The organism is Burkholderia sp. E168m15 (assembly GCF_016586105.1).
Classification (GTDB): Bacteria; Pseudomonadota; Gammaproteobacteria; order Burkholderiales; family Burkholderiaceae; genus Burkholderia; species Burkholderia orbicola.
In genome coordinates, this window is sequence record NZ_BCPO01000117.1 from 32,425 (window position 1) to 54,133 (window position 21,709).

At 66.7% G+C, this 21,709-nt stretch carries 20 protein-coding genes; 11 read left to right on the plus strand and 9 right to left on the minus strand.

The window, feature by feature from the left end:
* Positions 1–17: 17 nt before the first annotated feature.
* Complete coding sequence (locus JMF86_RS18645) at positions 18–932, minus strand: LysR family transcriptional regulator (RefSeq protein WP_011547372.1); 915 nt, start codon at positions 930–932, stop codon at positions 18–20.
* Positions 933–1,050: 118 nt separating this feature from the next.
* Between JMF86_RS18645 and JMF86_RS18650 the strand changes: the two genes are divergently transcribed.
* Genes JMF86_RS18650 through JMF86_RS18660 form a run of 3 tightly spaced genes read left to right on the plus strand, consistent with a single transcriptional unit; the run spans position 1,051 to position 4,764 of the window.
* Positions 1,051–2,238 carry a M20 aminoacylase family protein gene (locus tag JMF86_RS18650; RefSeq protein WP_011547373.1) on the plus strand — a complete coding sequence of 396 codons (1,188 nt, stop codon included), beginning with the start codon at positions 1,051–1,053 and terminating at the stop codon, positions 2,236–2,238.
* A 59-nt stretch (positions 2,239–2,297) separates the two neighbouring features.
* Positions 2,298–3,470 carry a porin gene (locus JMF86_RS18655; protein ID WP_011547374.1) on the plus strand — a complete coding sequence of 391 codons (1,173 nt, stop codon included), beginning with the start codon at positions 2,298–2,300 and terminating at the stop codon, positions 3,468–3,470.
* Between the two features lie 13 nt (positions 3,471–3,483).
* Positions 3,484–4,764, plus strand: coding sequence for an MFS transporter (locus JMF86_RS18660; RefSeq protein ID WP_011547375.1), 1,281 nt, complete (start codon positions 3,484–3,486; stop codon positions 4,762–4,764).
* A gap of 66 nt (positions 4,765–4,830) precedes the next feature.
* Here the strand turns inward: JMF86_RS18660 and JMF86_RS18665 are convergent, their stop codons facing one another.
* Positions 4,831–5,892 (minus strand): alkene reductase, encoded by a 1,062-nt coding sequence (locus tag JMF86_RS18665; RefSeq protein WP_011547376.1) that lies wholly within the window; start codon positions 5,890–5,892, stop codon positions 4,831–4,833.
* An 81-nt stretch (positions 5,893–5,973) separates the two neighbouring features.
* On the minus strand, positions 5,974–6,282 hold the full coding sequence (locus JMF86_RS18670) for a helix-turn-helix transcriptional regulator (RefSeq protein WP_011547377.1): 309 nt from the start codon (positions 6,280–6,282) through the stop codon (positions 5,974–5,976).
* Between the two features lie 251 nt (positions 6,283–6,533).
* Between JMF86_RS18670 and JMF86_RS18675 the strand changes: the two genes are divergently transcribed.
* Both JMF86_RS18675 and JMF86_RS18680 read left to right on the plus strand, forming a co-directional pair.
* Positions 6,534–7,244 (plus strand): HAD family hydrolase, encoded by a 711-nt coding sequence (locus JMF86_RS18675; protein WP_011547378.1) that lies wholly within the window; start codon positions 6,534–6,536, stop codon positions 7,242–7,244.
* Positions 7,245–7,329: 85 nt separating this feature from the next.
* On the plus strand, positions 7,330–8,499 hold the full coding sequence (locus JMF86_RS18680; RefSeq protein WP_011694780.1) for an alpha/beta fold hydrolase: 1,170 nt from the start codon (positions 7,330–7,332) through the stop codon (positions 8,497–8,499).
* Positions 8,500–8,652: 153 nt separating this feature from the next.
* Here JMF86_RS18680 and JMF86_RS18685 read toward each other — a convergent pair whose 3' ends face one another.
* Positions 8,653–8,991, minus strand: coding sequence for a cupredoxin family copper-binding protein (locus JMF86_RS18685; RefSeq protein ID WP_011547380.1), 339 nt, complete (start codon positions 8,989–8,991; stop codon positions 8,653–8,655).
* 19 nt (positions 8,992–9,010) lie between these two features.
* Entirely contained in the window at positions 9,011–9,955 is a 945-nt protein-coding gene (locus JMF86_RS18690; protein ID WP_011547381.1) for a metallophosphoesterase, read from the minus strand.
* Between the two features lie 254 nt (positions 9,956–10,209).
* Between JMF86_RS18690 and JMF86_RS18695 the strand changes: the two genes are divergently transcribed.
* The 3 genes from JMF86_RS18695 to JMF86_RS18705 all read left to right on the plus strand — a co-directional run bounded on the left by JMF86_RS18695 (position 10,210) and on the right by JMF86_RS18705 (position 13,619).
* Positions 10,210–10,419 carry a hypothetical protein gene (locus tag JMF86_RS18695; RefSeq protein WP_011547382.1) on the plus strand — a complete coding sequence of 70 codons (210 nt, stop codon included), beginning with the start codon at positions 10,210–10,212 and terminating at the stop codon, positions 10,417–10,419.
* 87 nt (positions 10,420–10,506) lie between these two features.
* Positions 10,507–12,261, plus strand: coding sequence for an ABC transporter permease subunit (locus tag JMF86_RS18700; RefSeq protein WP_011547383.1), 1,755 nt, complete (start codon positions 10,507–10,509; stop codon positions 12,259–12,261).
* Between the two features lie 11 nt (positions 12,262–12,272).
* Positions 12,273–13,619: an AAA-associated domain-containing protein gene (locus JMF86_RS18705; RefSeq protein WP_006496879.1), complete on the plus strand. Its 1,347-nt coding sequence runs from the start codon at positions 12,273–12,275 to the stop codon at positions 13,617–13,619.
* A 27-nt stretch (positions 13,620–13,646) separates the two neighbouring features.
* Here JMF86_RS18705 and JMF86_RS18710 read toward each other — a convergent pair whose 3' ends face one another.
* Positions 13,647–14,525 carry a MurR/RpiR family transcriptional regulator gene (locus JMF86_RS18710; RefSeq protein WP_011547384.1) on the minus strand — a complete coding sequence of 293 codons (879 nt, stop codon included), beginning with the start codon at positions 14,523–14,525 and terminating at the stop codon, positions 13,647–13,649.
* A 372-nt stretch (positions 14,526–14,897) separates the two neighbouring features.
* On the opposite strand from JMF86_RS18710, the gene ggt reads away from it, so the two are divergent.
* Together ggt and JMF86_RS18720 are read left to right on the plus strand one after the other, a co-directional pair.
* The gene (gene ggt, locus JMF86_RS18715; protein ID WP_011547385.1) at positions 14,898–16,649 is read left to right on the plus strand and encodes a gamma-glutamyltransferase; all 1,752 of its coding nucleotides are present in this window, start codon (positions 14,898–14,900) and stop codon (positions 16,647–16,649) included.
* A 154-nt stretch (positions 16,650–16,803) separates the two neighbouring features.
* The gene (locus tag JMF86_RS18720; protein WP_011547386.1) at positions 16,804–18,132 is read left to right on the plus strand and encodes a dicarboxylate/amino acid:cation symporter; all 1,329 of its coding nucleotides are present in this window, start codon (positions 16,804–16,806) and stop codon (positions 18,130–18,132) included.
* Positions 18,133–18,135: 3 nt separating this feature from the next.
* On the opposite strand, the gene JMF86_RS18725 is transcribed toward JMF86_RS18720, so the two are convergent.
* Together JMF86_RS18725 and JMF86_RS18730 are read right to left on the minus strand one after the other, a co-directional pair.
* The gene (locus tag JMF86_RS18725) at positions 18,136–18,525 is read right to left on the minus strand and encodes a DUF3331 domain-containing protein (RefSeq protein WP_011547387.1); all 390 of its coding nucleotides are present in this window, start codon (positions 18,523–18,525) and stop codon (positions 18,136–18,138) included.
* A 44-nt stretch (positions 18,526–18,569) separates the two neighbouring features.
* Positions 18,570–19,862 carry an NAD(P)/FAD-dependent oxidoreductase gene (locus JMF86_RS18730; protein WP_011547388.1) on the minus strand — a complete coding sequence of 431 codons (1,293 nt, stop codon included), beginning with the start codon at positions 19,860–19,862 and terminating at the stop codon, positions 18,570–18,572.
* 146 nt (positions 19,863–20,008) lie between these two features.
* Here JMF86_RS18730 and JMF86_RS18735 point away from each other — a divergent pair, with 146 nt between their 5' ends.
* Complete coding sequence (locus JMF86_RS18735; protein WP_011547389.1) at positions 20,009–20,668, plus strand: TetR/AcrR family transcriptional regulator; 660 nt, start codon at positions 20,009–20,011, stop codon at positions 20,666–20,668.
* Positions 20,669–20,692: 24 nt separating this feature from the next.
* Here JMF86_RS18735 and JMF86_RS18740 read toward each other — a convergent pair whose 3' ends face one another.
* A complete protein-coding gene (locus JMF86_RS18740) occupies positions 20,693–21,604 on the minus strand; it encodes a LysR family transcriptional regulator (RefSeq protein WP_011547390.1) in 912 nt (303 codons plus the stop codon).
* Positions 21,605–21,709 lie beyond the last annotated feature (105 nt).

Consider the following 21,709-nt stretch of genomic DNA (forward strand, 5'->3'; position numbering starts at 1 on the left):
GACCGATTCCGGCGTAGTCAGCGCCGCGTGCCGCTCCCGAACGAACGCGACGCGAACGCGGCTTCGATGTACGCGAGGAAATCCGTCGCGGGGCGCGTCAGTTGCAGGCCGGGCGGCGTGAGCCGGTAGAGCTGCAGCGGTGGCGGCGACAGCGGCAGCGGGAGCGGCGTGAGCGCCTGGCCGAACACGGTTTCCGACAGCGAATGCCGGGTCCACGAGAAGATCGCATCCGTCGTGAGCAGCAGGCTGTAGAACAGCGCATACGACGTGCAGCGCGTGATGCAGCGCGGCGCCGGCAGGCCGGCGTGCGCATGGAGGTCGCGAATGTGCGCCGGAAAATTGTCGCTCGGATCGGTGTGGACCCACTCGGCATCGCGTAGCGCGTCCAGCGATGTCGCACCGGCGAAACGCCCGTTCTCGCGGGTGACGAACGCGGTGTCGAAGGTGCGGATCGGCTTCACGTCGGCGGACTCGGCGACCTCGCCGGTGATGGCCGCGAACGCCAGATCGAGGGTCCGGCTGTGCAATTGCTCGGTCAACTGGTTGAACGACAGTTCGCGCAGTTCGCACTCGACATGCGGCCAGTGGCGCCGAAATTCGGCATAGGCGTGCGCGAACCCCGTAACCGCGACGATCGGCGTGAAGCCGAGCACCAGCCTGCCTTCGCGCAGCCCTTTCAGATGCGCGATGTCGTCGCGCGCCCGCTCGAGCTCCCGAACGACCGCATGCGCGCGGCCGAGCAATACGTCGCCTTCCGGCGTCGGCACGACACCCCACGGCTTGCGTTCGAGAAGCGCCACGCCGAATTCGCCTTCCAGTTCCTGAATCGCCTTGCTGACGGCCGGCTGGCTGACGTGCAGCGTTTTCGCGGCAGCCTTGATGCTGCCCGCCGTGGCCACCGCGACCAGCGTGCGCAATTGGTGGGTTTTCATGATGCGGAGGATATAACCAAATCTTATCCGTATCAAAATTGATGTGTTTTTTGACCCGATGCGTCTCTCCATACTGGCCTGCAACGGTTGCGATGCAGCCGATCCAATGGAGCCAGACATGACGCAGGACCTTGCCCCGACGCTCGCGGCGATCCGTGAAGCCGCCCCCCGTTTCGTCGCGATTCGACGCGACATCCACGCCCACCCGGAACTCGGGTTTGCCGAAACACGCACCGCGCGGATCGTCGCCGCCCAATTGGCGGAGTGGGGCTACGACGTGACGACCGGCATCGGTGGCACCGGCGTGGTCGGCCGGTTGCGGCGCGGTACGTCGTCGCGCACGCTCGGCTTGCGCGCCGACATGGACGCGTTGCCGATCCGGGAAGAAACGGGCCTGCCCCATGCGAGCACGGTTGCCGGGACGATGCACGCCTGCGGTCACGACGGCCATACCGCGATCCTGCTGGCGGCCGCCCACCATCTGGCCGCACAGGGGCGCTTCGACGGCACGCTGAACGTGATCTTTCAGCCCGCGGAGGAAGGACTCGGCGGCGCGAGGCGAATGATCGAGGAGGGCCTGTTCGAGCGCTTTCCGTGCGAGCGCGTCTATGCGTTGCACAACGCGCCGGGCGTACCGGTCGGTCATTTCGCGTTGCGCTACGGCGCGATGATGGCGTCGTCCGATTCGGTAACGATCACCGTGACGGGCAAGGGCGGGCACGGCGCGATGCCGCAGCACGCGAGCGATCCGATCGTGGCGGCGGCGAACATCGTGACCGCGCTGCAATCGATCGTCGCCCGCAACATCGATCCCGCCAAGGCGGCAGTGGTGACCGTCGGTACGTTCCATGCCGGCACGGCCCCGAACGTGATTCCGGAGACCGCGACGCTGCAACTGTCGGTCCGCTCGCTCGACGCGGCCACGCGCGACGAGGTCGAGGCGCGGATTCGCCGGATCGCCGACGCGCAGGCGCGGGCCTACGGGACCGTTGCGCAGGTCGACTATCAAGCCATCTCGCGCGTGGTCGTCAACGATGCCGCCGCCGCGGATCTCGCGGTCGAGACGATCACGGCGCTGGCCGGCGCCGGTGGGCTCACGCTGCTTGCCGACGGTGTGATGGGCAGCGAGGATTTTTCGTGGATGACGGAACGCGTGCCGGGTTGCTACGTGATGCTCGGCAACGGACTCGATTCGCACGGCGGCTGCTCGGTTCACAACCCGGGCTACGACTTCAATGACGACGCGCTCGGCTGGGGCGCCGCCTATTTCGTCGGCATCGTGGAACGCTTCCTGGGCACGGCCTGACGAGCGCGTCCGCCAAGCGCGGCAATTCGGAATTTTCTCTCTGAAAATAAGGAAAACGAATGAAGAAGAGGCTGACATGGGGCGCTGCGTGCCTGGCGCTGGGCGCCGGAAGTGCCTGCGCGGTGCCGTATCAGGACGTACTGCTTGCGGCGGTGCCGGAGTTCAACGGCGGATTGAAGGAGGGTGTGGCGCTGTACGGCTCGGTCGACATGGGGATCAACTACCAGTCGGTGGGTGGACGGTCGACGTGGCAGACCCAGAGCGGCGGCGAGTGGACGTCGAAATTCGGCTTCTTCGGGCGCGAGAATCTCGGCGGCGGGTGGCGCGCCGAATTCAATCTCGAAAGCGGTTTTCTCGCGAACAACGGCGCGCAGCAGGATACGCAGTCGTTCTTCAACCGGCAGTCGTGGATCGGCCTGATGTCCGACCGCTATGGCCGGCTGCGGCTCGGCAAGCAGATCGGCACGGGGCTGCCGCTGTTCATCGACGTGTTCGGCACCGTGGGCACCAATTCGGTGTACACGTGGCTTGGCGCGGCCGCCGTGCAGACGGCGCGCGGCGTCGGCTACAACAGCGACCTCGGACCGGGCGCGACACAACTGCCGGCGCGCGTCGACAACGCGATCACCTATCGGACGCCGATCGTGGCCGGCACCACGACGCTGATGCTGATGTACGCGCCCAGCAACGTCGCGGGGCGCGCGCCGGCCGCGTCCGCGCAGGGCGCGCTGCTGCAGTGGTACAACGGCACGACCTATCTGGCGGCGAGCTACAACCAGGTGTGGGGCGTCAACGGGGCGAGCACGGTACGCAACGACCTGTACGGGCTTGGCGCCGTCTACGACACCGGGCGGCTCGTGCTGTCCGCGTCGTTCAATCAATATGCGCCGAAACTTGCCGGCGACGGGATCGCACGCGTGTACACCCTCGGCACGATCGTGCCGTTCGGCGTGAATGCGGTTCGCGCGTCGATCGTCTATCGCGATACGTCGGGCGTGCGCGATGCCGCCGGCCGGCCGGCGAAGGATTCGGCGCTCGGCGTCATGCTCGGCTACGACTACCTGTTGTCCAAACGTACCGGCCTCTACGCGCGGACGGGGTTCATCCGCAATTACGGGATGTCGACCGTTCTGCTGAACGGCAATCCGTTGCCGACCGAGCCCGGCGGCACGACGCCGCGCACCGGCATGACGCCCGTGACGATGTCGCTCGGCATGTATCACAACTTCTGAACGAGGGCATCGGATGAGCACCTTGAATCGCGCGGCTGCCGCGCAGACCATCGACGCGCGACGCGCGATGCGGCGGACCGTCGCCGCGGCTGCACTCGGCAACGGACTCGAATTCTTCGACTTCACCGTATATAGCTTCTTTGCTGTACTGATCGGTCGGCTGTTCTTTCCGGCGTCCAGCGATGCGGGTGCGTTGATGCTGTCGCTCGCGACCTTCGGCGTCGGTTTCGTCGCACGGCCGCTCGGCGGCGTCGCGATCGGCGCGTATGCGGACCGCGTCGGGCGCAAGCCCGCGCTGGTGCTGACCGTTGCGCTGATGGCGCTCGGCACCGGCATCATCGGATTCGCGCCGACCTACGCGCAGATCGGCATCGCGGCGCCGCTGCTGATCGTGATCGGCCGACTGCTGCAGGGTTTTTCGGCAGGGGGCGAAGTCGGGGCCGCGACGACGTTGCTGATGGAGTCGGGCGGCGCCCGCCGGAGCGGCGAACTGGTGAGTTGGCAGATGGCCAGCCAGGGCGGTGCGGCGCTCGCCGGCGCGCTCGTCGCGTTGACGTTGTCCCGCTGGCTGCCGTCCGATGCGCTGCAAGGCTGGGGTTGGCGTGTACCGTTCGTGCTCGGCCTGCTGATCGGGCCGGTCGGGTTTTATCTGAGACGCCATCTCGACGACACGCTGCCGCATCCGGCAGCCGGCGCGCCGCGTGTCAGCCGTCGCATTCCCTGGCGGCAGGTCGCGGCCGGCACGTTGCTCGTGATCGGCGGCACGTCGACGATGTATACGATCGTGTTTTTCCTGCCGTCGTTCCTGACGCTGACGCTCGGCATGCCGGCTTCCGTCGCGTTGCTGTCCGGTTGCACGGCGGGCGCGGTGATGCTGGTCGGCTCGCCGTTCGCGGGCCGGTTCGCGGACCGCTTGCGTCGCCGCAAGCCGATGCTGCGAACGGTGTGCGCGATCTCGACGGCGCTGGTGCTACCGGCGTTTCATGCGATGCGCACGTGGCCGTCGGTCGTCACCGTGCTGGCGGTCGTGGTCGTGCTGATCGGCCTGATGACGCTGTCGAGCCCCGCGGGTTTCGTGATGATTCTCGAAGCCTTGCGACCGGAAGTCCGTGCGACGTCGCTCGGGATGATCTATGCGCTGGGCGTGACGATTTTCGGCGGTTTCGCGCAGTTGATCGTCAGCGCGCTGTGGCGGGCGACGGGCAGCTTCTATGCGCCGGCCTGGTACGTGCTCGCCGGCGGGTCGGCCAGTCTCGTCGGTCTGGCGTTGTTTCGCGAGGAAACGGCACGCTGAAGCAGCGTGCCCAGGGTGACGAGAACGGCGCGGCGCACTGCCGTGCGCCGCGTGTGTCGTCTACCGTCAGGCCGCGTCGCTCAGCGCCGGGTAGTCGGTGTAGCCCGTTTCGCCTTCCGCGTAGAACGTCTCCGGCACCGGCTTGTTGAGCGGCGCGCCGATTTCGAGGCGGCGCGGCAGGTCCGGGTTCGCGATGAACAGCTTGCCCCACGCGATCGCGTCGGCGCTGCCGTTCGCGAGCGCGGCCTGCGCGGTGTCGAGCGTGAACTGCTCGTTCGCGATCAGCGGGCCGCCGAACGCTTCCTTCAGGCGCGGGCTCAACTGGTCGCCCGAATACGATTCACGCGTGAAGATGAACGCGATCTTGCGGCGGCCGAGTTCGCGCGCGACATAACCGAACGTTGCCGCCGGATCGGAGTCGCCCATCGTATGCGCGTCGCCGCGCGGTGCGAGGTGCACGCCGACCCGGCCCGCGCCCCACACGTCGATCGCCGCGTCGACCACTTCGAGCAGCAGGCGCGCGCGATTCTCGATCGGGCCGCCGTACGCGTCGGTGCGGCGATTGGTGCTGTCCTGCAGGAACTGGTCGAGCAGGTAGCCGTTCGCGCCGTGAATCTCGACGCCGTCGAAGCCGGCAGCCTTCGCGTTTTCTGCACCCTTGCGGTATGCGGCGACGATGCCCGGAATTTCGTCGAGTTCGAGGGCGCGCGGCGTCACGAACGGCCGCGGCGGACGCACGAGGCTCACGTTGCCGCCCGCGGCGATCGCGCTCGGCGCGACCGGCAGGTCGCCGTTCAGGAACATCGGATCGGAGATCCGGCCGACGTGCCAGAGTTGCAGCACGATGCGCCCGCCGGCCGCGTGCACGGCTTGCGTAATCTGCTTCCAGCCTTCGACCTGCTCGTCGGACCAGATGCCCGGCGTGTCGGCATAGCCGACGCCTTGCGGCGTGACCGACGTCGCTTCGGTAATGATCAGGCCGGCCGACGCGCGCTCGGCGTAGTAGCGCGCCATCAGTGCGTTCGGCACGCGCGCCGCGCCCGCACGGGAGCGGGTGAGCGGCGCCATCACGATGCGGTTCGGCAGGGTCAGGTCGCCGAGGGTAACGGGATCGAACAGCGTGGGCATGGCAGATAACCTCTTCACGAAAGGCGGGGAAGCCGTCGCGTCATGTGCGACGGCGCCCCGCATGGCCGGTTCGGCCGTTGGCTAGAGTTCGCGGCGCAGGGCGTCGAGAAATGCGTCGATGACGGCCTCGTTGCGCTGGAAGAACGCCCATTGACCGATCCGTGTCGACGTCACGAGCCCCGCGCGCTGGAGTGTCGCGAGGTGCGCGGAGACGGTCGACTGCGACAGCCCGCAGCGCGCGTCGATCTGGCCCGCGCAGACGCCGTGTTCGTACGGCAGCGTCTGCTGCGGGAAATGCTCGCCGGGCGTTTTCAGCCAGACGAGGATTTCCCGGCGCACGGGGTTCGAGAGCGCTTTCAGGATCGCGTCGATGTCGAGTTCGGTCGGCATGGAAAGGCTGGGTGTTCGGTCAAGGCAAACGGGTATCGTCGATGGGCGAATCTTATATCGGATTTTTACGATATGTTTGAAAGCACTGTCGGCAATGGGGTTGATAGCGTGTGACGATCGCGGGGGCGCATCAACGCCGGGCGCAGTGCCTGCGACCCGGCTGCCCGGTTGCAGGTTGCGTCGCCGACGAGTTCCTATCGCTGCACGCGTAACATACGCGGCATCGTTCGTTGTGTTTACGGAGTCCTTTCATGTCCGTTCGGGCCGTCATATTCGATTTCGACCTGACGCTGGCGGATTCGTCCGCCGCGATCATCGAATGCACCGAGTACGCATTGCATCAGCTGGGCGCCACCGGTCCGACGCCCGCGCAGATCCGCGCAGTAATCGGGCTGCCGCTGCCCGACATGTTCCGTTCGTTGGCGGGCGAAACCGAAGCGGCACGGGCCGAGGCGTTCGCACGGCACTTCGTGGTGCGCGCCGACGAGATCATGGTGCCGGGCACCCGCGTCTATCCCGAAGTGCCGCCGCTGCTCGCGACGTTGCGCGAGCAAGGGCTCGCCGTCGCGGTCGTGTCGTCGAAGTTTCGCTACCGGATCGACGCGATTCTCGAGCGCAACGGCTTGCAATCGCTGGTCGACGTGTTGATCGGCGGGGAAGACGTGCAGCGCCACAAGCCGGACCCGGAAGGGCTCGTGCAGGCGCTGGCGCGGCTCGGTTTGCCTGCCGCGGCGGCGATCTACGTCGGCGACCACGCGGTGGACGCCCAGGCGGCCGAGCGTGCCGGCGTGCCGTTCGTGGGCGCGGTGAGCGGCATGACGTCGTTCGACGCGTGGGCGCAAGCCGGCAAGCAGGCGGTGCCCACGCATATCGGCGAACTGGTCGGCATCGTGCAGCGGATGCAGTGTCGCGCGGGCGAAACGTGCGCCGACGCCGAACGCGGTGCGCAACCGGCCGGTTGACCCGTTTTCCATGATCGGCCGGCGGCGTGCGACGGATTCTGCGACCCTCGCCGTTCAAGTCATATCCACCGCCCGAGCTGCCGCCATGTCCGTCATTTCCGTCGCCTTTTCCCGCATCCGACGTTCGTGCGTGCTGCCGGCCGCCCGGGCGCTGTCATATGCCGTTCCGCTCGTGCTGGCCTGTGCCGTCGTCGGCATGCTGATCGGTGCGCAGCCGGCCGAAGCCATGACACCCAAGCAACGCGAACGGCTCGAAGCGCCGGTCAAGGCCGTCGCCGACCAGCGCGTGACCGTCGACACGCCGCAGGGCAGCGCGGTGCTGCCCGTCTACGCCGACCATCCGCTCGACCGGGCCGCGCCCGACGTTGTACGCGTATTCATCGTGATTCACGGCACGCTGCGTAATGCCGATGCGTACTACGCATCGGGGCGCAAGGTCGTCGAAAAGGCCGGTGCGGCCGGCGCGGGTACGATGGTCGTCGCGCCGCAGTTCCTGACACGCGCCGATGTGCGCGCGTTTTCGTTGGGCGCATCGACGCTCGCGTGGACGCAGGAAGGATGGAAGGGCGGCGAACCGGCGCGCCAGCCGGCGCCGGTCAGCTCGTTCGCGGCGCTCGACGCGTTGCTCGCGCATTTCGCCGACCGCAGCCTGTACCCGTCGTTGTCGACGATCGTCGTGATCGGCCATTCCGCCGGCGCACAGTTGCTGCAGCGTTATGCGGTGGCCGGGCGCGAAGGCGACGCGCTGGCCCGTACCGGCGTTGCCGTGCGCTACGTGGTCGCGAACCCGTCGAGCTACCTGTATTTCGACGACGAACGGCCGAATGCCGACGCGCTGGCAGGCGGCGCCTGTCCGCGCGCAACCGAATGGAAATACGGGTTGAAGTCGGCGCCGCCTTACGTTGCGTCGCAGGACGTGCGCGACCTCGAAACGCGTTACGTCGCGCGCCGTGTCGTGTACTTGCTCGGGCAGGCCGACACGAATCCCTATACGCATTTCATCGACCGTTCATGCGCGGCGATGGCGCAGGGGCCGTACCGGCTGGCGCGCGGGCTCGCCTATTTCGATTACCTGAAGAAGCGGCATCCGGACGATCTCGCGCAGCAGGTCGTCGAAGTGCCGGGTGTCGGACACGACGGCCTCGGCATGTTCACGTCCGCTTGCGGGCTGGCCGTGTTGTTCGGGCAGGCGTTGCCGCAGTCGTGTCCGGTCGTCGCCGGCACCGCGCCGGAACTGCGTGCAGCGGGGCAGTGAACCCCCATGCAAGGCTGGCTCCGCGACGAAATCAATCGACCGGAAAATGCAGGCATCGTGCGCGGCTCCGTCTGCCACGCAGGCGAAGCGGACGACCGCCGTTGTAGGCGGCTGCCGCCCGCCGTTCGCCCGCGCGTCGCGTGGCGGGCCACTTCATTCGACGGTGATCGTCTCCTTCATGTACGGATGAATCCCGCAGAACACCTTGTAGACGCCCGGCTTGTCGAAGCGGAACGCGTACGTCTCGTCCTGGTCGAGCGCTTTCGAATGGAAGATGCCGGCGTCGTTGACCACGGTATGCGGCTCCGCGTCGAGGTTCTTCCACGTGATCGTCGTGCCGGCCTTGATCGTGGTCGACATCGGCGAAAACATGAAATTGCGGATCGTCACGAGCGAGCCGTTCGGGCTCTGCGCGAACGCGGCGGGCGGCGTGCCGGCGGCGACGCACAGGATCAGCGCCGCGATGATTCGGATAGGTCGGAAGCGGGTCATGTCGGTCTCCTTATGTTTATCAGGCGAGCGTCGCATCGTGCAGCGTCGACGCGACCGGATGGCCGGCGAATTCGACGGTCGTCACGCCGAGCATCGACGGCAGCCGGTCATGCGGCACCGTGAGCGGCACGGGCCCCGGGCCGTTGCCGGCCGTCGGCTGCGGGAACGCGGTCGAGCGGGCGGTATGGAACGTCACGTTGCCCTCGACCTTCGACACGATCTGGTGGATGTGCCCGTTCAGCACGGTGACGGAGCCGAAGCGGCGCAGCAGCGCCATCGTCTGCGGCGCGTCGCCGGTGCCCCAGCCCCACGGTTCGTAGATGGTCCACATCGGCATGTGCGAGAACACGACGATCGGCGTGCTCGACGAGCGGCCTTTGAGATCCTGTGCGAGCCACGCGAGCTGCTCGTCGCCGAAGCTGCCGAGCCCGTTCGGCTTGAAATGCATCACGTTGACGAGTGCGATGAAATGCACGCCCGCGTGATCGAAGCTGTAATAGCCGCGGGTGTCCGACGCCTTGCCGAACCGGCCGAAATATTCGGCGCCCGAACCGTCGGTGACGTCATGTTCGCCGGGCACCGTATGCAGTTCCGGCACGCGCAGCGCGGACAGCAACTGCGACGCGTGGTCGAATTCCTCGGGCTTCGACAGATGCGTGATGTCGCCGGTATGGATCGCCAGCGCGGGTAGCGCGGGTATCCCGTTGACGAGGTCGATCGTCTGCTTCAGCGTGGCCGACACGTCGGGATTCGCGTCCTTGTTGAAGCCGATGTGCGTATCGCTGATCTGCACGAACAGCGGCCGGCCCGCGTCGGCCGGGCGCGCCTCGCCGGTCTGCGCGAGCGCGAGGTCGAACGGCGTGAGGATGCCGCCCGACAGCGTGAACAGCGTGCCGAGGCCGCCGAAGGCCATGCATTGCAGGGCCTTGCGGCGCGACGGGCGGGTGGGGGTCGATGAAGACATGTAAGCCTCGCATTCGTGTGACGAAACCGGACGGCCGGATCGTCCTGGAATAAGCCGGCGCCTTCGCATGCGATACCGGCGAAGCGGCGGATTTATTCCCGAGCGTTGCGAGATCGAACACTCGTGTCGGCGGCCGGCGGGGCGATGCGCGACTCCCGCCGGATGACCCGTCAATGTCCTGTAAGTGACACGTCACATTTGCGTCACGGCCGCCCGATAGCCTCCCACTCCGAATCCCCTCTCCGGAGCCCTTCATGCCGAACCTCGCGGCAACGGATACGGGCGGTGCGGTCGGCCACCGCACGCGCACCCTCGGCCTCGCGCTGCTTTTTCCGGTCATTGCCTGCGGCATCGCCCCTGTCGGCGTTCATTTCGGTGCCGACCTCCGCGTCGTCGAGGAAGGCTCGGTGCTGTCGTTCGCGCTGCCGATCACCCCATACCGGGTACTGCACGGGCTGGCCTGATTCGCGCCGCTGCCGCGACGCCCGGCTGCGCGGCACGCGGCCGGACCCATCGATTTTCAATTCAACACAAGACACAAGACGCTACCGATGGATATCAGTTTCTTCGATCCGAATCGCACCGCCAACGCGTCCGCGTGGCGCGTGCTGCCCAACCGCTGGGACGCGATCGCGTTTCCGCTGATCATCGGCATACTCGCGATGGCGATCGTCGGTTTTCACCAGACGATGGCGCCGATTGGCGTACTGCAGACGCAGAAGATCTCGCTCGATCCGTCGAACCTGCCCGAATACGCATTGCGCACCACGTTGCGGATGCTCGCCGCGATGATTGCGTCGCTCGTGTTCACGCTCGTCTACGGCACGCTCGCCGCGAAAAGCCGCCGCGCGGGGATGGTGCTGATCCCGATCCTCGACATCCTGCAGTCGGTGCCCGTGCTCGGCTACATCTCGTTTACGGTCACGTTCTTTCTCGCGCTGTTTCCGGGCCGCGTGCTCGGCGCCGAGCTGGCCGCGATCTTCGCGATCTTCACGAGCCAGGCCTGGAACATGACGTTCAGCTTCTACCAGTCGCTGCGCACCGTGCCGCGCGATCTGAGCGAAGTGTCGCGCGGCTTTCACCTGACGCCGTGGCAGCGCTTTTGGAAGCTCGAAGTGCCGTTCTCGATGCCGGGCCTGATCTGGAACATGATGATGTCGATGTCCGGCGGCTGGTTCTTCGTCGTCGCATCGGAAGCGATTACCGTCGGTAACCAGACGATCACGCTGCCGGGTATCGGCGCGTATCTCGCGCAGGCGATCTCCGACAAGAATCTCGGCGCGGTCGGCTGGGTGATCGTTGCGATGTCGGTCGTGATCCTCGCCTACGACCAGTTCCTGTTCCGTCCGCTCGTCGCGTGGGCCGACAAGTTCCGGATGGAGAACACCGCGTCGGGCGATGCGCCGCAATCGTGGCTGCTCGACATGATGCGTCGCACGCACCTGATCCATCAGCTGCTCGTGCCGGCCGGCTGGCTGCTGTCGCAGGCCGCGCGGATTCCGTTGCGCGTGCCGTCGGTGACAGGTACACGCGTGCGTGAGGCATCGGCGCGCCGTTCGTCGCGCATCGGCGACATCGTGTGGGGCGCGTTCGTGATCCTGCTGACGGTGTACGTTGCGTGGCGTGTCGTCAGCTTCGTCGCGACCGGCGTGACGGTGGCCGAGGTCGGCCACGTGCTCGTGCTCGGCCTGATCACGCTGCTGCGCGTGCTGGTGCTGATCGCGATCGCGTCGGTGATCTGGGTGCCGCTCGGCGTGCTGATCGGGCTGCGCCCGAAGCTGGCCGAGAAGATCCAGCCTCTTGCGCAGTTCCTCGCCGCATTCCCGGCGAACCTGCTGTTTCCGGTATTCGTGATCGTGATCGTCCACTTCCACCTGAACGCGGACATCTGGCTGTCGCCGCTGATCGTGCTCGGCACGCAGTGGTACATCCTGTTCAACGTGATCGCGGGCGCGATGTCCTATCCGAACGACTACAAGGAAGCGACGAAGAATTTCCGCATCCGCGGCTGGCAGTGGTGGCGCCAGGCGATCCTGCCCGGCATCTTCCCGTACTACGTGACGGGCGCGATCACCGCATCGGGCGGCGCGTGGAACGCGAGCATCGTGTCCGAGTTCGTGCAGTGGGGCGACACGAAGGTCGTCGCGCACGGTCTTGGCGCGTATATCGCGCAAACGACCGCCGCCGGCGACTTCCCGAAGATCATCCTGGGCATCGCCGTGATGTCCCTGTTCGTCACCTTGTTCAACCGCCTGCTGTGGCGTCCGATGTACGCCTATGCGGAATCCCGGCTCCGTCTCGATTGAGAGTAAGCGCGATGCAAAATTCGACCGTTATCAACGCCCCCGTCAAGACGTCCCAGCCGCTGCAGCCGCCGCGGCTCGGCGAAGAAATCCTGCGCGTCGAGCATGTGAACCGCGGCTTCAACAAGACGCAGGGCGAGCTGCTCGTGCTCGACGACGCGAACCTGTCGCTGCGCGAAGGCGAGATCGTCGGGCTGCTTGGCCGCTCGGGCTCGGGCAAATCGACGCTGTTGCGCATCATCGCTGGCCTGATCGAGCCGACCGGCGGCGAAGTGACCTACCTCGGCAAGCCGTTGCGCGGCCCGGCCGAAGGCGTCGCGATGGTATTCCAGACCTTCGCGCTGTTCCCGTGGCTCACCGTGCTGCAGAACGTGGAAGCCGGGCTGGAAGCGCTCGGCGTCGGCGCGCGCGAGCGGCGCGAGCGTGCGCTCGCCGCGATCGACCTGATCGGTCTCGACGGCTTCGAGAACGCGTACCCGCGCGAGTTGTCGGGCGGGATGCGCCAGCGCGTCGGCTTTGCGCGCGCGCTCGTCGTCGACCCGACGATCCTGCTGATGGACGAGCCGTTCTCCGCGCTCGACGTGCTGACGGCCGAGACGCTGCGTACCGACCTGCTCGATCTGTGGACGCAGGGACGCATGCCGATCAAGTCGGTGCTGATCGTCACGCACAACATCGAGGAAGCGGTGTTCATGTGCGACCGGATTCTCGTGCTGTCGTCGAATCCGGGCCGCGTGATCGCCGAGATCAAGGTGCCGTTCAAGCATCCGCGTAACCGGCTCGATGCCGATTTCCGCAAGCTCGTCGACGACATCTACGCGAAGATGACCGCGCGCCAGACCGGCGAGGCGACGAAGAAGGGGCTCGAGCTCGGCAGCTGGATGCCGCGCGTATCGACCAACCTGATGGCCGGCCTGATCGAGACGCTCGCGATGGCGCCGTACCACGGCCGCGCCGACATGCCGGAAATCGCGCGCTCGCTGCATCTGGAGGTCGACGAACTGTTCCCGATCGCGGAAGTGCTGCAGCACCTCGGCTTCGCGGACGTGCGTGAAGGCGACGTGTTCCTGACGCCGCCCGCCCGCGTGTTCGCGGAATTCGGCACGCAGGAGCGCAAGCTGATGTTTGCCGATCACCTGTTGAAGCACGTGCCGCTTGCCGCGCGGATCAGGAAGGTGCTGAACGAGCGTCCGGGCCATCGCGCGCCGCGCGTGCGCTTCGAGCAGGAGCTGGAGGATTTTCTGTCCGACGAGGCGGCGGAGGAAACGCTCGATGCGGTGATCGACTGGGGGCGGTACGGGGAGGTCTTTTCGTACAACGACAAGACGGAAGTGTTCAGTCTGGAGGATGTCGAGAGCTGATGCCTGCCGGTGGATGGCGACACGCCATCACTCCGGCAAATCCCGCCGACTCACGTCCCACTCGATCCCGCCCGCATTGAGCTGCTCGATCTTCTCCATCCGCTGCCGCGCCAGTTCCGGCAGCCGGTTCGTCACGCCGATCACCAGCGCTTCGGCGAGCGCCAGCGCGGGCACGTTGGTCTGCAGCATCGCGAAAGGGCGGCCCTGGATGCGCAGCACGATCTCCGCGAACTCGCCGATCGGCGAGCGCCATTCGTCGGTGATCAGCAGGATGCGCGCGCCGAGCTGGTGCGCGGCCTGCGCGAAGCGGATGCTGTCCTTCTGGTAACGGCGAAAATCGAAGATCACGAGCACGTCGGTGCGTCCCATGTCGGCCAGCGCGACGGACGCGAGATTCACGTTCGGCTCGACGTACTGCACGTGCGGCCGCGTATAGGCGAGCATGAACGAGAACAGCGACGCGAGCGGCGCCGTATAGCGCCCGCCGCCGCAGAAGACGCGCACGTCCGGATCGGCCAGCACCGCCACGGCTGCGTCGAACGCGGCCGCGTCGAGCCCGTCGATCGTCGTCGCGAGCGATTCGGACAGCCGCTGGAAAATCGCCGCGTGACTATCGCGCATGCCCGTTTCCGAGTGGAACGCATCCATCCGCGCGAGCGGCGAATTCATCGCGGTGTCGATCTCGTCGTGCAGCGCCTGCTGGAACGACGAGTAGTTCGGAAAACCGATCCGGACGACGAAGCGGAACACGGTCGGATCGCTGACTTCCGCCTGCTTCGCAACCTGCGCGATGGGGCCCAGCCCCAGACTGGGATAGCGATCCAGCAACGCCTGCGCGACCTTCTGTTCCGACGGCGTGAAGCTATCCATCTGGGATAACAGCAACGCCCTGATGCTCGTCCCCATCGGCACTCCGGCTCTCTATCTGAATTGAATGACCCAATGAAACGGCAGACGGGCGTCTGCCGGCAACTGCACGCATGTTAGCCGATCGACGTGCGGCAGGCTGCGTGCGGTTCCAAATTAGAGGGACGCATCACCCGGTCAGACGACATGTTCATGTGTGTAATAAATCAAACATACGCCATCCGATCCGTCCCGGACGATTCGCTTTAAATTCAGTGGTTACCCTAGGTTTTGGTACAAAAAAGCGAATGATATGATCGCGGCCTCGCTGAAATGTATTGTTTATTACATGTCGAATCGGCAGCGTCGACAACCAGTCGCGCGTCGACGCATCCCGGCATGGCCCGGTTTATTCGTCTGGAGGATTCCGTCATGAGGCGGCTCGTAGTACTCACCCTGTTGTCGGCGATGAGCGTGTGCGCGTTCGCCGCGTCGGACCCGGCGGTCGAAGCGAAGAACGGCATGGTGGTGTCGTCGCAGCATTTCGCGTCGCAGATCGGCGTCGACATCCTGAAGGCAGGCGGCAATGCGGTGGACGCGGCAGTGGCCGTCGGCTATGCGCAAGCCGTGACCAATTCGTGCTGCGGCAACATCGGCGGCGGCGGTTTCATGACGATCCACCTGGCCGACGGTCGCGACCGCTTCATCAATTTCCGCGAGACCGCGCCGGCCGCGTCGTCCGCGAACATGTATCTCGATGCGGCGGGCAACGTGATTCCGGACCAGAGCCTGTACGGCTATCGCGCGGTCGGCGTGCCGGGCACGGTGGCCGGCCTCGATCTCGCGCAGCGCAAGTACGGGAAGCTGACGCGCCAGCAGGTGATGGCGCCGGCGATCCGGCTCGCACGCGACGGCTTCGTGCTGACGCGCGGCGATACCGACATCCTCGACACGACGGTCGAGCGCTTCAGGAAGGACCCGGAAGCCGCGCGCATCTTCCTGCGCCCGGACGGCACGGCGCTGCAGCCGGGCGACCGCCTGGTGCAGAAGGATCTGGCCCGCACGCTCGAGCGCATCGCGGAGCAGGGGCCCGACGCGTTCTATCACGGCGAGATCCCGAAGATCGTGGAAGCGGCGGCCAAGCGCGGCGGCGGCGTGATCACGGCGGCCGATTTCGCGTCCTATCGCGCGCAGGACATGGCGCCGCTGACGTGCACGTACCGCGGCTACGAGTTCGTGTCGGCGCCGCCGCCGAGCTCGGGCGGCGTGACGATGTGCGAGACGCTGAACATCCTCGAAGGGTATGACCTGCGCAAGCTCGGCTATCACTCGGCCGCGGCGGTCCACTACATGACCGAAGCGATGCGCCATGCGTACGAAGACCGCAACACGCTGCTCGGCGATCCGGACTTCATCGACAACCCGGTCGCGAAGCTGACGAGCAAGGAATACGCGGCGCAGATCCGCAAGAGCATCCATGCCGACACGGCGACGCCGTCGATCGACGTGCAGCCCGGTGTCGGCGTGCACGAGAAGCCGGAAACGACGCATTACTCGATCGTCGACCACGACGGCAATGCGGTGTCGACGACCTATACGGTCAACGGCCGCTTCGGTGCGGTGGTCATCGCGCCGGGCACGGGCTTCTTCCTGAATGACGAGATGGACGACTTCACCGTGAAGGTCGGCGCGCAGAACCTGTTCGGCCTCGTGCAGGGCACGCGCAACTCGATCGCGCCGGGCAAGCGTCCGCTCTCGTCGATGGCGCCGACCATCGTGAAGAAGGACGGCAAGGTGTTCATGGTGGTTGGCTCGCCGGGCGGCTCGCGCATCATCACGATCACGCTGCAGACCGTGCTGAACGTGATCGACTACGGGATGACGCCGCAGGACGCGGTGGCCGCGCCGCGCATCCATCATCAGTGGCTGCCCGACGCGGTCTATTACGAAACCTACGGCCTGTCGCCCGACACGCTCGCGATCCTGCGCAACATGGGCTACAAGATGGTCGAGCAGACGCCGTGGGGCGCCGCCGAGCTGATCATGGTCGGCCTGCCGGGCACCGAAGCGGCGAGCCGCCAGAGTTCCGGGAACGATTCGTCGGTGTCCGGCAACGTGCGTGTCGGCTTCATCTACGGCTACAACGACCCGCGCCGCCCGGCCGGCTCGGCGATCGGCTACTGACGCGATCGTTTCAAGTCGAATCGCTGCCGCCGGCGTTCGCGTTGCCGCGAATGCCGGTGCGGCGGCAAGCGCGTCCGTCAGCGGGCATCCGCCAGCCTGAGCGGCACGCGCGCCTTCCTTCCGTCAACTCCATCGCCACCCGGCGAATTCCGTCATGAACAAACGAATGTCCGCGGCAGGCTGGATCCTGCTCGCGATGGCAGCCGGCATCCTGGTCGGCTACCTGATCTACACGCAGCTTCCCGACAAGCAGGCGGCCACGGAAGTCGCCGGCTACATCTCGCTCGTGTCCGACGTGTTCCTGCGGCTGATCAAGATGGTGATCGGCCCGCTCGTGTTTTCGACGCTGGTCGTCGGCATTGCGCACATGGGCGATGCGTCGTCGGTCGGGCGCGTGTTCGTGAAGGCACTCGGCTGGTTCGTCACTGCGTCGCTGATCTCGCTGTTGCTCGGCCTGCTGATGGCGAACCTGCTGCGGCCCGGCGAGAACCTCGGCCTGCCGCTGCCGGACATCGGTGCGTCCGCGCATCTCGCGACGTCCAAGTTCACGCTGAAGGATTTCGTCGGTCACATGGTGCCGAAGTCGATCGCCGAGGCGATGGCGAACAACGAAATCCTGCAGATCGTCGTGTTCTCGATGTTCTTCGGCGTGGCGCTTGCCGCCCTCGGCGAGCGCGGCAAGATCCTCGTCGCGGCGATCGACCAGCTCGCGCACGTGATGCTGAAGATCACCGGCTACGTGATGAAGCTCGCGCCGCTCGCGGTGATGGCCGCGATGGCGTCGACCGTGGCGGTCAACGGGTTGTCGATCCTGCTGAAGTTCGCGGTGTTCATGGGCGATTTCTACGCGAGCCTCGTGCTGCTGTGGGCCACGCTGGTCGCGGCCGGGCTGTTGTTCCTCGGCCGCCGCGTGTTCAGGCTGCTCGCGCTGATCAAGGAAGCGTTCATGCTGTCGTTCGCAACCGCGAGCTCGGAAGCCGCGTATCCGAAGATCCTCGACGCGCTCGACCGCTTCGGCGTACGGCGCAAGATCTCGAGCTTCGTGATGCCGATGGGCTATTCGTTCAACCTCGACGGCTCGATGATGTACTGCACGTTCGCGACGCTGTTCATCGCACAAGCCTACGACATCCACCTGTCGCTCGGCACGCAAATCACGATGCTGCTGATCCTGATGCTGACGTCGAAGGGGATGGCGGGTGTGCCGCGCGCCTCGCTCGTCGTGATCGCGGCCACGCTGCACCAGTTCAACATCCCTGAAGCCGGGCTGCTGCTGATTCTCGGTGTCGACACGTTCCTCGACATGGGTCGCTCGGCCACGAACGCGGTGGGCAACTCGATCGCCAGCGCGGTGGTCGCGAAGTGGGAAGGCGAGCTGATGTCGGAGTCCGAAGCGAGCGCGCATGCCGCGCATCTCGATGCGGAACTCGAACGGCAGAACAACGCGCCGGCCTATGGCGCCGGTCAGCCCACGTCGACCTGACGGTCAGGCCGCGAGCGCTTCGTCGATGCACGCCGCGAGCACCATCGCGGCGGCGTTGCCGGGCGTCGAGCCGAGCAGTTGCGGTGCATAGACGCTGTCGCCGATCTCGATCGGTCGCCCCGACAGCGCGCACACGCCGCGCTTGCGCGTCGTGAACAGGCGCCACTTCTGGTAGCCGTAGTGCCCGGTGCAGGCGTCGCACCACGAAATCATCGCGGTGTCGGCCGTGGGCCGTTCGAGCACGCTGATGGTCGGCTTGCTCGTCGCGTCCCACGACGGCAGCCGGTCGCGCGTGACGCTGCGCCGTCGCGGCCCGCCCCACGAAACGGACGGCATGTCGAAGCTGCCGATTGCGGCGACGGTCATGAGCCAGGGCGCTACACGATTGTTCATGTCTCTGTTCCTCGAAACGTTACGCGGTGCCGCGACGCGCGGCATCACGACAGGCGGATGCGCGGCTGCACCCAGCCGTTGATCCGTTCGGCGATCCACAGCAAGGTCGCCTTGGAGAAACCGTGCAGCGCCTGCTGGTGCCGCCGGTAGAGCATCAGGTGGCTGAACTGCGCGAAGCGCCCCTGGATGAAGCCGCCGCGGAAGAAACCGAATTGCCCGAGCGTGCCGAACGCGTCGTAATCGCTGATCGACACCAGCGCGCCGAAATCGTGGAACGCGAACGGCGGAATCGGCGTGCCGTCGAGCCAGGCGGGCAGATGCTTCGCGAGATGCTCGGCCTGCTGCGTCGCGACCTGCGCGGTGGGCGGCAGCGGCCGCTCCTGGCCGTCGGGCAGCAGGCTGCCGCAATCGCCGATCGCGAACACGTGCTCGTCGCCGGTCGCCTGCAGCGTGGGGCCGACCACGATCTGGTTCGCGCGGTTCGTATCGAGCCCGCCCAGCGCCTGCATGAAATCGGGCGCCTTCACGCCGGCCGCCCACACCATCAGGTCGGCTTCGGCGAACGAACCGTCGCCGTAATGGAAACCGTTCGCGTCGGCTGACGTGACGCGCGTCGACGTCAGCACGCGAAAGCCGATCTGTTCGAGCCGCCGCTGGGCCGATGCGGAAATCCTCGGCGGAAACGCGTTGAGGATGCGCGGGCCGCTTTCGAGCAACGTGAGTTGCAATCGCTCGCGCACCGTGTCGTCGCCGTACGCCTGCGCCACTTCGAGCAAGCGGCTCAGCTCCGCCGCGAGTTCCACGCCCGTAGCCCCCGCGCCGACGATCGCCACGCGAAACGGCTCGTCGCGCGCGATGCTGCGGAACACCCGCATCCGCAACGCTTCGTTGAAGGTCTCCGCCTGCTGCTGGCTGTCGATGAAGTAGCAGTGCTCGCGCACGCCGGGCACGCCGAAATCGTTGGCCTGGCTGCCGAGCGCGAGGATCAGCACGTCGTATTCGAGTTCGCGTGCGTCGATCACCACGTCGCCGTCCTGCGAGCGGATCTCGCCGAGCTGCACGCGGCGGCGCGTGCGATCGAGCCCCTTCAGTTCGCCGGGCTGGTATGTGTAGCCGTGGTCGCGGGCATGGGCGAGGAAGATCACCTGTTGCTGCTGGACGTCGCGCGTGCCGGCCGCGATCGTGTGCAGCATCGGCTTCCAGATGTGCGTCGGACTGCGATCGACGACCGTGATCTGCGCGCGTCCGGACCGGCCGAGACGCTCGCCCAGGCGGGTCGCGAGCTGCAGCCCGGCGATCCCGCCGCCGACGATGACGATGCGTGTAGGGGTTGTCATGGATAAATCATCAAGTGATGAATAAGGTATGATCCTAGCGCTTCCCGGCTCCGCGTGTCAACGGAGCGGGGCAGGCCGCCCGCTTCCGGTACGTGAAACCGGGGACCGAACACGGGCATTCGAATCGTTCAAGGAGCAGGAAAAACGTGGCAGAAGTCACTGAGCGCGCGCCGTCGAAGCGGCGTACGCGCGGACGGCCGCTGGCGGATGCGTCCGTCGGCCCGGACGTGATATTGCGGGCCGCGCGCCGCACGTTCGCGAAGCGCGGCTATGACGCGACGAGCGTGCGCGAAGTCGCACGCGAGCTGGGCATCGACGCGGCGCTGATCGCCCATCACTTCGGTACCAAGGAAACGTTGTGGCTGGCGGTCGTCGAGCAGATCGTCGAGCTGGCCGAACCGATGTTCGACGCGCTGCGTGCGTTGCGCGCGTCGTCGCTGCCGCATCGCGACCGCGTGCGGCGCGCGCTCGAGCTGTGCGTCGATCACGAATTCGCGGAGCCCGATATCGGCATGTTCTTCTCGACTGCGGCGACCGAGGAGGGTGGGCGGCTCGACCGGCTGCAGGAGCGGATCGTGCGTCCGTATCACGACGCGATGTTTCCGCTGCTGGCGGACGCGGTCGAGGCCGGCGCGATCCGTCCGGTCGATCCGAACGTGCTGTTCTTCATGATCGCGAGCGCGATCGGCACGACGGTGTCGTACAGCCACATGATGCTGGAGTACACGTCGCTGCCGACGCGGCCGGAGGCGTTCCGCGAGGCCGTGCTCGGCGTCGTGTTCAACTTCCTCGGCGACCGGGCCTGAGCGCCGCGCGCGCGATGCGCGCGGTCAGGTCGCGGCAACCAGCCCCAGTTCGCGCACCGCGTTCCGCGCGCTCTCGCGCAGCGCATCGACGAGCGGCGATGGCGTGCGGTACGCCAGCGCCAGTTCGTACGCGAGCGGGCTGCCCGCATCCTTCAGTTCGCAGAACGTAATGCCTTGCGGATGCATCGGCACGAACAGGCGCGGCATCAGCGCGACGCCGATGCCGCCCGCGACGAGCCCGGCCGTCGTCTGCATCTGGCGCGGCTGCTGGACCACCCGCGGCGCGAAGCCCGCCTGCGCGCACGCCGTCACGATCAGCGCATGCATGCCCGGCCCGTGGTGCGCGGCAAACATGACCCACGGTTCGTCCGCCAGCTCGGCCAGCGCGATGCGGCGGCGGTGCGCGAGCCGGTGGCCGTCGGGCAGCGCGGCCACCATCCGGTCGCGCAGCAGCGGCTCGACATGCACGTCGCCGGCATCGGCCACCGGCAGCACGACGAGGCCGGCGTCGGTGCGGTCCTGCCGCAGCGCGAGCACCTGGTCGGCGGTCGTGCCTTCCTCGAGCTGGAAATCGACGTTGGGATGCCGCTCCTGAAACGCGCGGAGGATCAACGGCAACAGCGCGTTCACGGTGCTGTCGACGAAGCGCAGCCGCAGCGTGCCGCCGAGGCCGGCGCCCGCGCGGCGCGCCACGGCCACCGCGCGCTCGGCCTGTTCGAGCGCGCGCCGTGCTTCGAGCAGGAAGGCCTCGCCGGCCGGCGTGAGCCGCGAGCCGCGGTTGTCGCGTTCGAGCAAGGCGACGCCCAATTCATCCTCGAGCTTGCGGATCGCCGTGCTGAGCGGCGGCTGGGCCATGTGCAGTCGCTCGGCCGCGCGCCGGAAGCTGAGCGTTTCGGCGACCGCGATGAATTGCCGGAACTGGCGCAGATCGATCATGCGATACCGTCCATGTATCAGTAGATCATCGAATTCGTATTTTACCTATCACGCCGGGCTGCCCAGAATGTCCCTGTCGTCAATCGTCGATACTCAGGAGGACAG

Bases quoted from the DNA above. Each gene is read 5' to 3' on its own strand.
- JMF86_RS18645 (WP_011547372.1), bottom strand. From the start codon at position 932: ATGAAAACCCACCAATTGCGCACGCTGGTCGCGGTGGCCACGGCGGGC.
- JMF86_RS18650 (WP_011547373.1), top strand. From the start codon at position 1,051: ATGACGCAGGACCTTGCCCCGACGCTCGCGGCGATCCGTGAAGCCGCC.
- JMF86_RS18655 (WP_011547374.1), top strand. From the start codon at position 2,298: ATGAAGAAGAGGCTGACATGGGGCGCTGCGTGCCTGGCGCTGGGCGCC.
- JMF86_RS18660 (WP_011547375.1), top strand. From the start codon at position 3,484: ATGAGCACCTTGAATCGCGCGGCTGCCGCGCAGACCATCGACGCGCGA.
- JMF86_RS18665 (WP_011547376.1), bottom strand. From the start codon at position 5,892: ATGCCCACGCTGTTCGATCCCGTTACCCTCGGCGACCTGACCCTGCCG.
- JMF86_RS18670 (WP_011547377.1), bottom strand. From the start codon at position 6,282: ATGCCGACCGAACTCGACATCGACGCGATCCTGAAAGCGCTCTCGAAC.
- JMF86_RS18675 (WP_011547378.1), top strand. From the start codon at position 6,534: ATGTCCGTTCGGGCCGTCATATTCGATTTCGACCTGACGCTGGCGGAT.
- JMF86_RS18680 (WP_011694780.1), top strand. From the start codon at position 7,330: ATGTCCGTCATTTCCGTCGCCTTTTCCCGCATCCGACGTTCGTGCGTG.
- JMF86_RS18685 (WP_011547380.1), bottom strand. From the start codon at position 8,991: ATGACCCGCTTCCGACCTATCCGAATCATCGCGGCGCTGATCCTGTGC.
- JMF86_RS18690 (WP_011547381.1), bottom strand. From the start codon at position 9,955: ATGTCTTCATCGACCCCCACCCGCCCGTCGCGCCGCAAGGCCCTGCAA.
- JMF86_RS18695 (WP_011547382.1), top strand. From the start codon at position 10,210: ATGCCGAACCTCGCGGCAACGGATACGGGCGGTGCGGTCGGCCACCGC.
- JMF86_RS18700 (WP_011547383.1), top strand. From the start codon at position 10,507: ATGGATATCAGTTTCTTCGATCCGAATCGCACCGCCAACGCGTCCGCG.
- JMF86_RS18705 (WP_006496879.1), top strand. From the start codon at position 12,273: ATGCAAAATTCGACCGTTATCAACGCCCCCGTCAAGACGTCCCAGCCG.
- JMF86_RS18710 (WP_011547384.1), bottom strand. From the start codon at position 14,525: ATGGGGACGAGCATCAGGGCGTTGCTGTTATCCCAGATGGATAGCTTC.
- ggt (WP_011547385.1), top strand. From the start codon at position 14,898: ATGAGGCGGCTCGTAGTACTCACCCTGTTGTCGGCGATGAGCGTGTGC.
- JMF86_RS18720 (WP_011547386.1), top strand. From the start codon at position 16,804: ATGAACAAACGAATGTCCGCGGCAGGCTGGATCCTGCTCGCGATGGCA.
- JMF86_RS18725 (WP_011547387.1), bottom strand. From the start codon at position 18,525: ATGAACAATCGTGTAGCGCCCTGGCTCATGACCGTCGCCGCAATCGGC.
- JMF86_RS18730 (WP_011547388.1), bottom strand. From the start codon at position 19,862: ATGACAACCCCTACACGCATCGTCATCGTCGGCGGCGGGATCGCCGGG.
- JMF86_RS18740 (WP_011547390.1), bottom strand. From the start codon at position 21,604: ATGATCGATCTGCGCCAGTTCCGGCAATTCATCGCGGTCGCCGAAACG.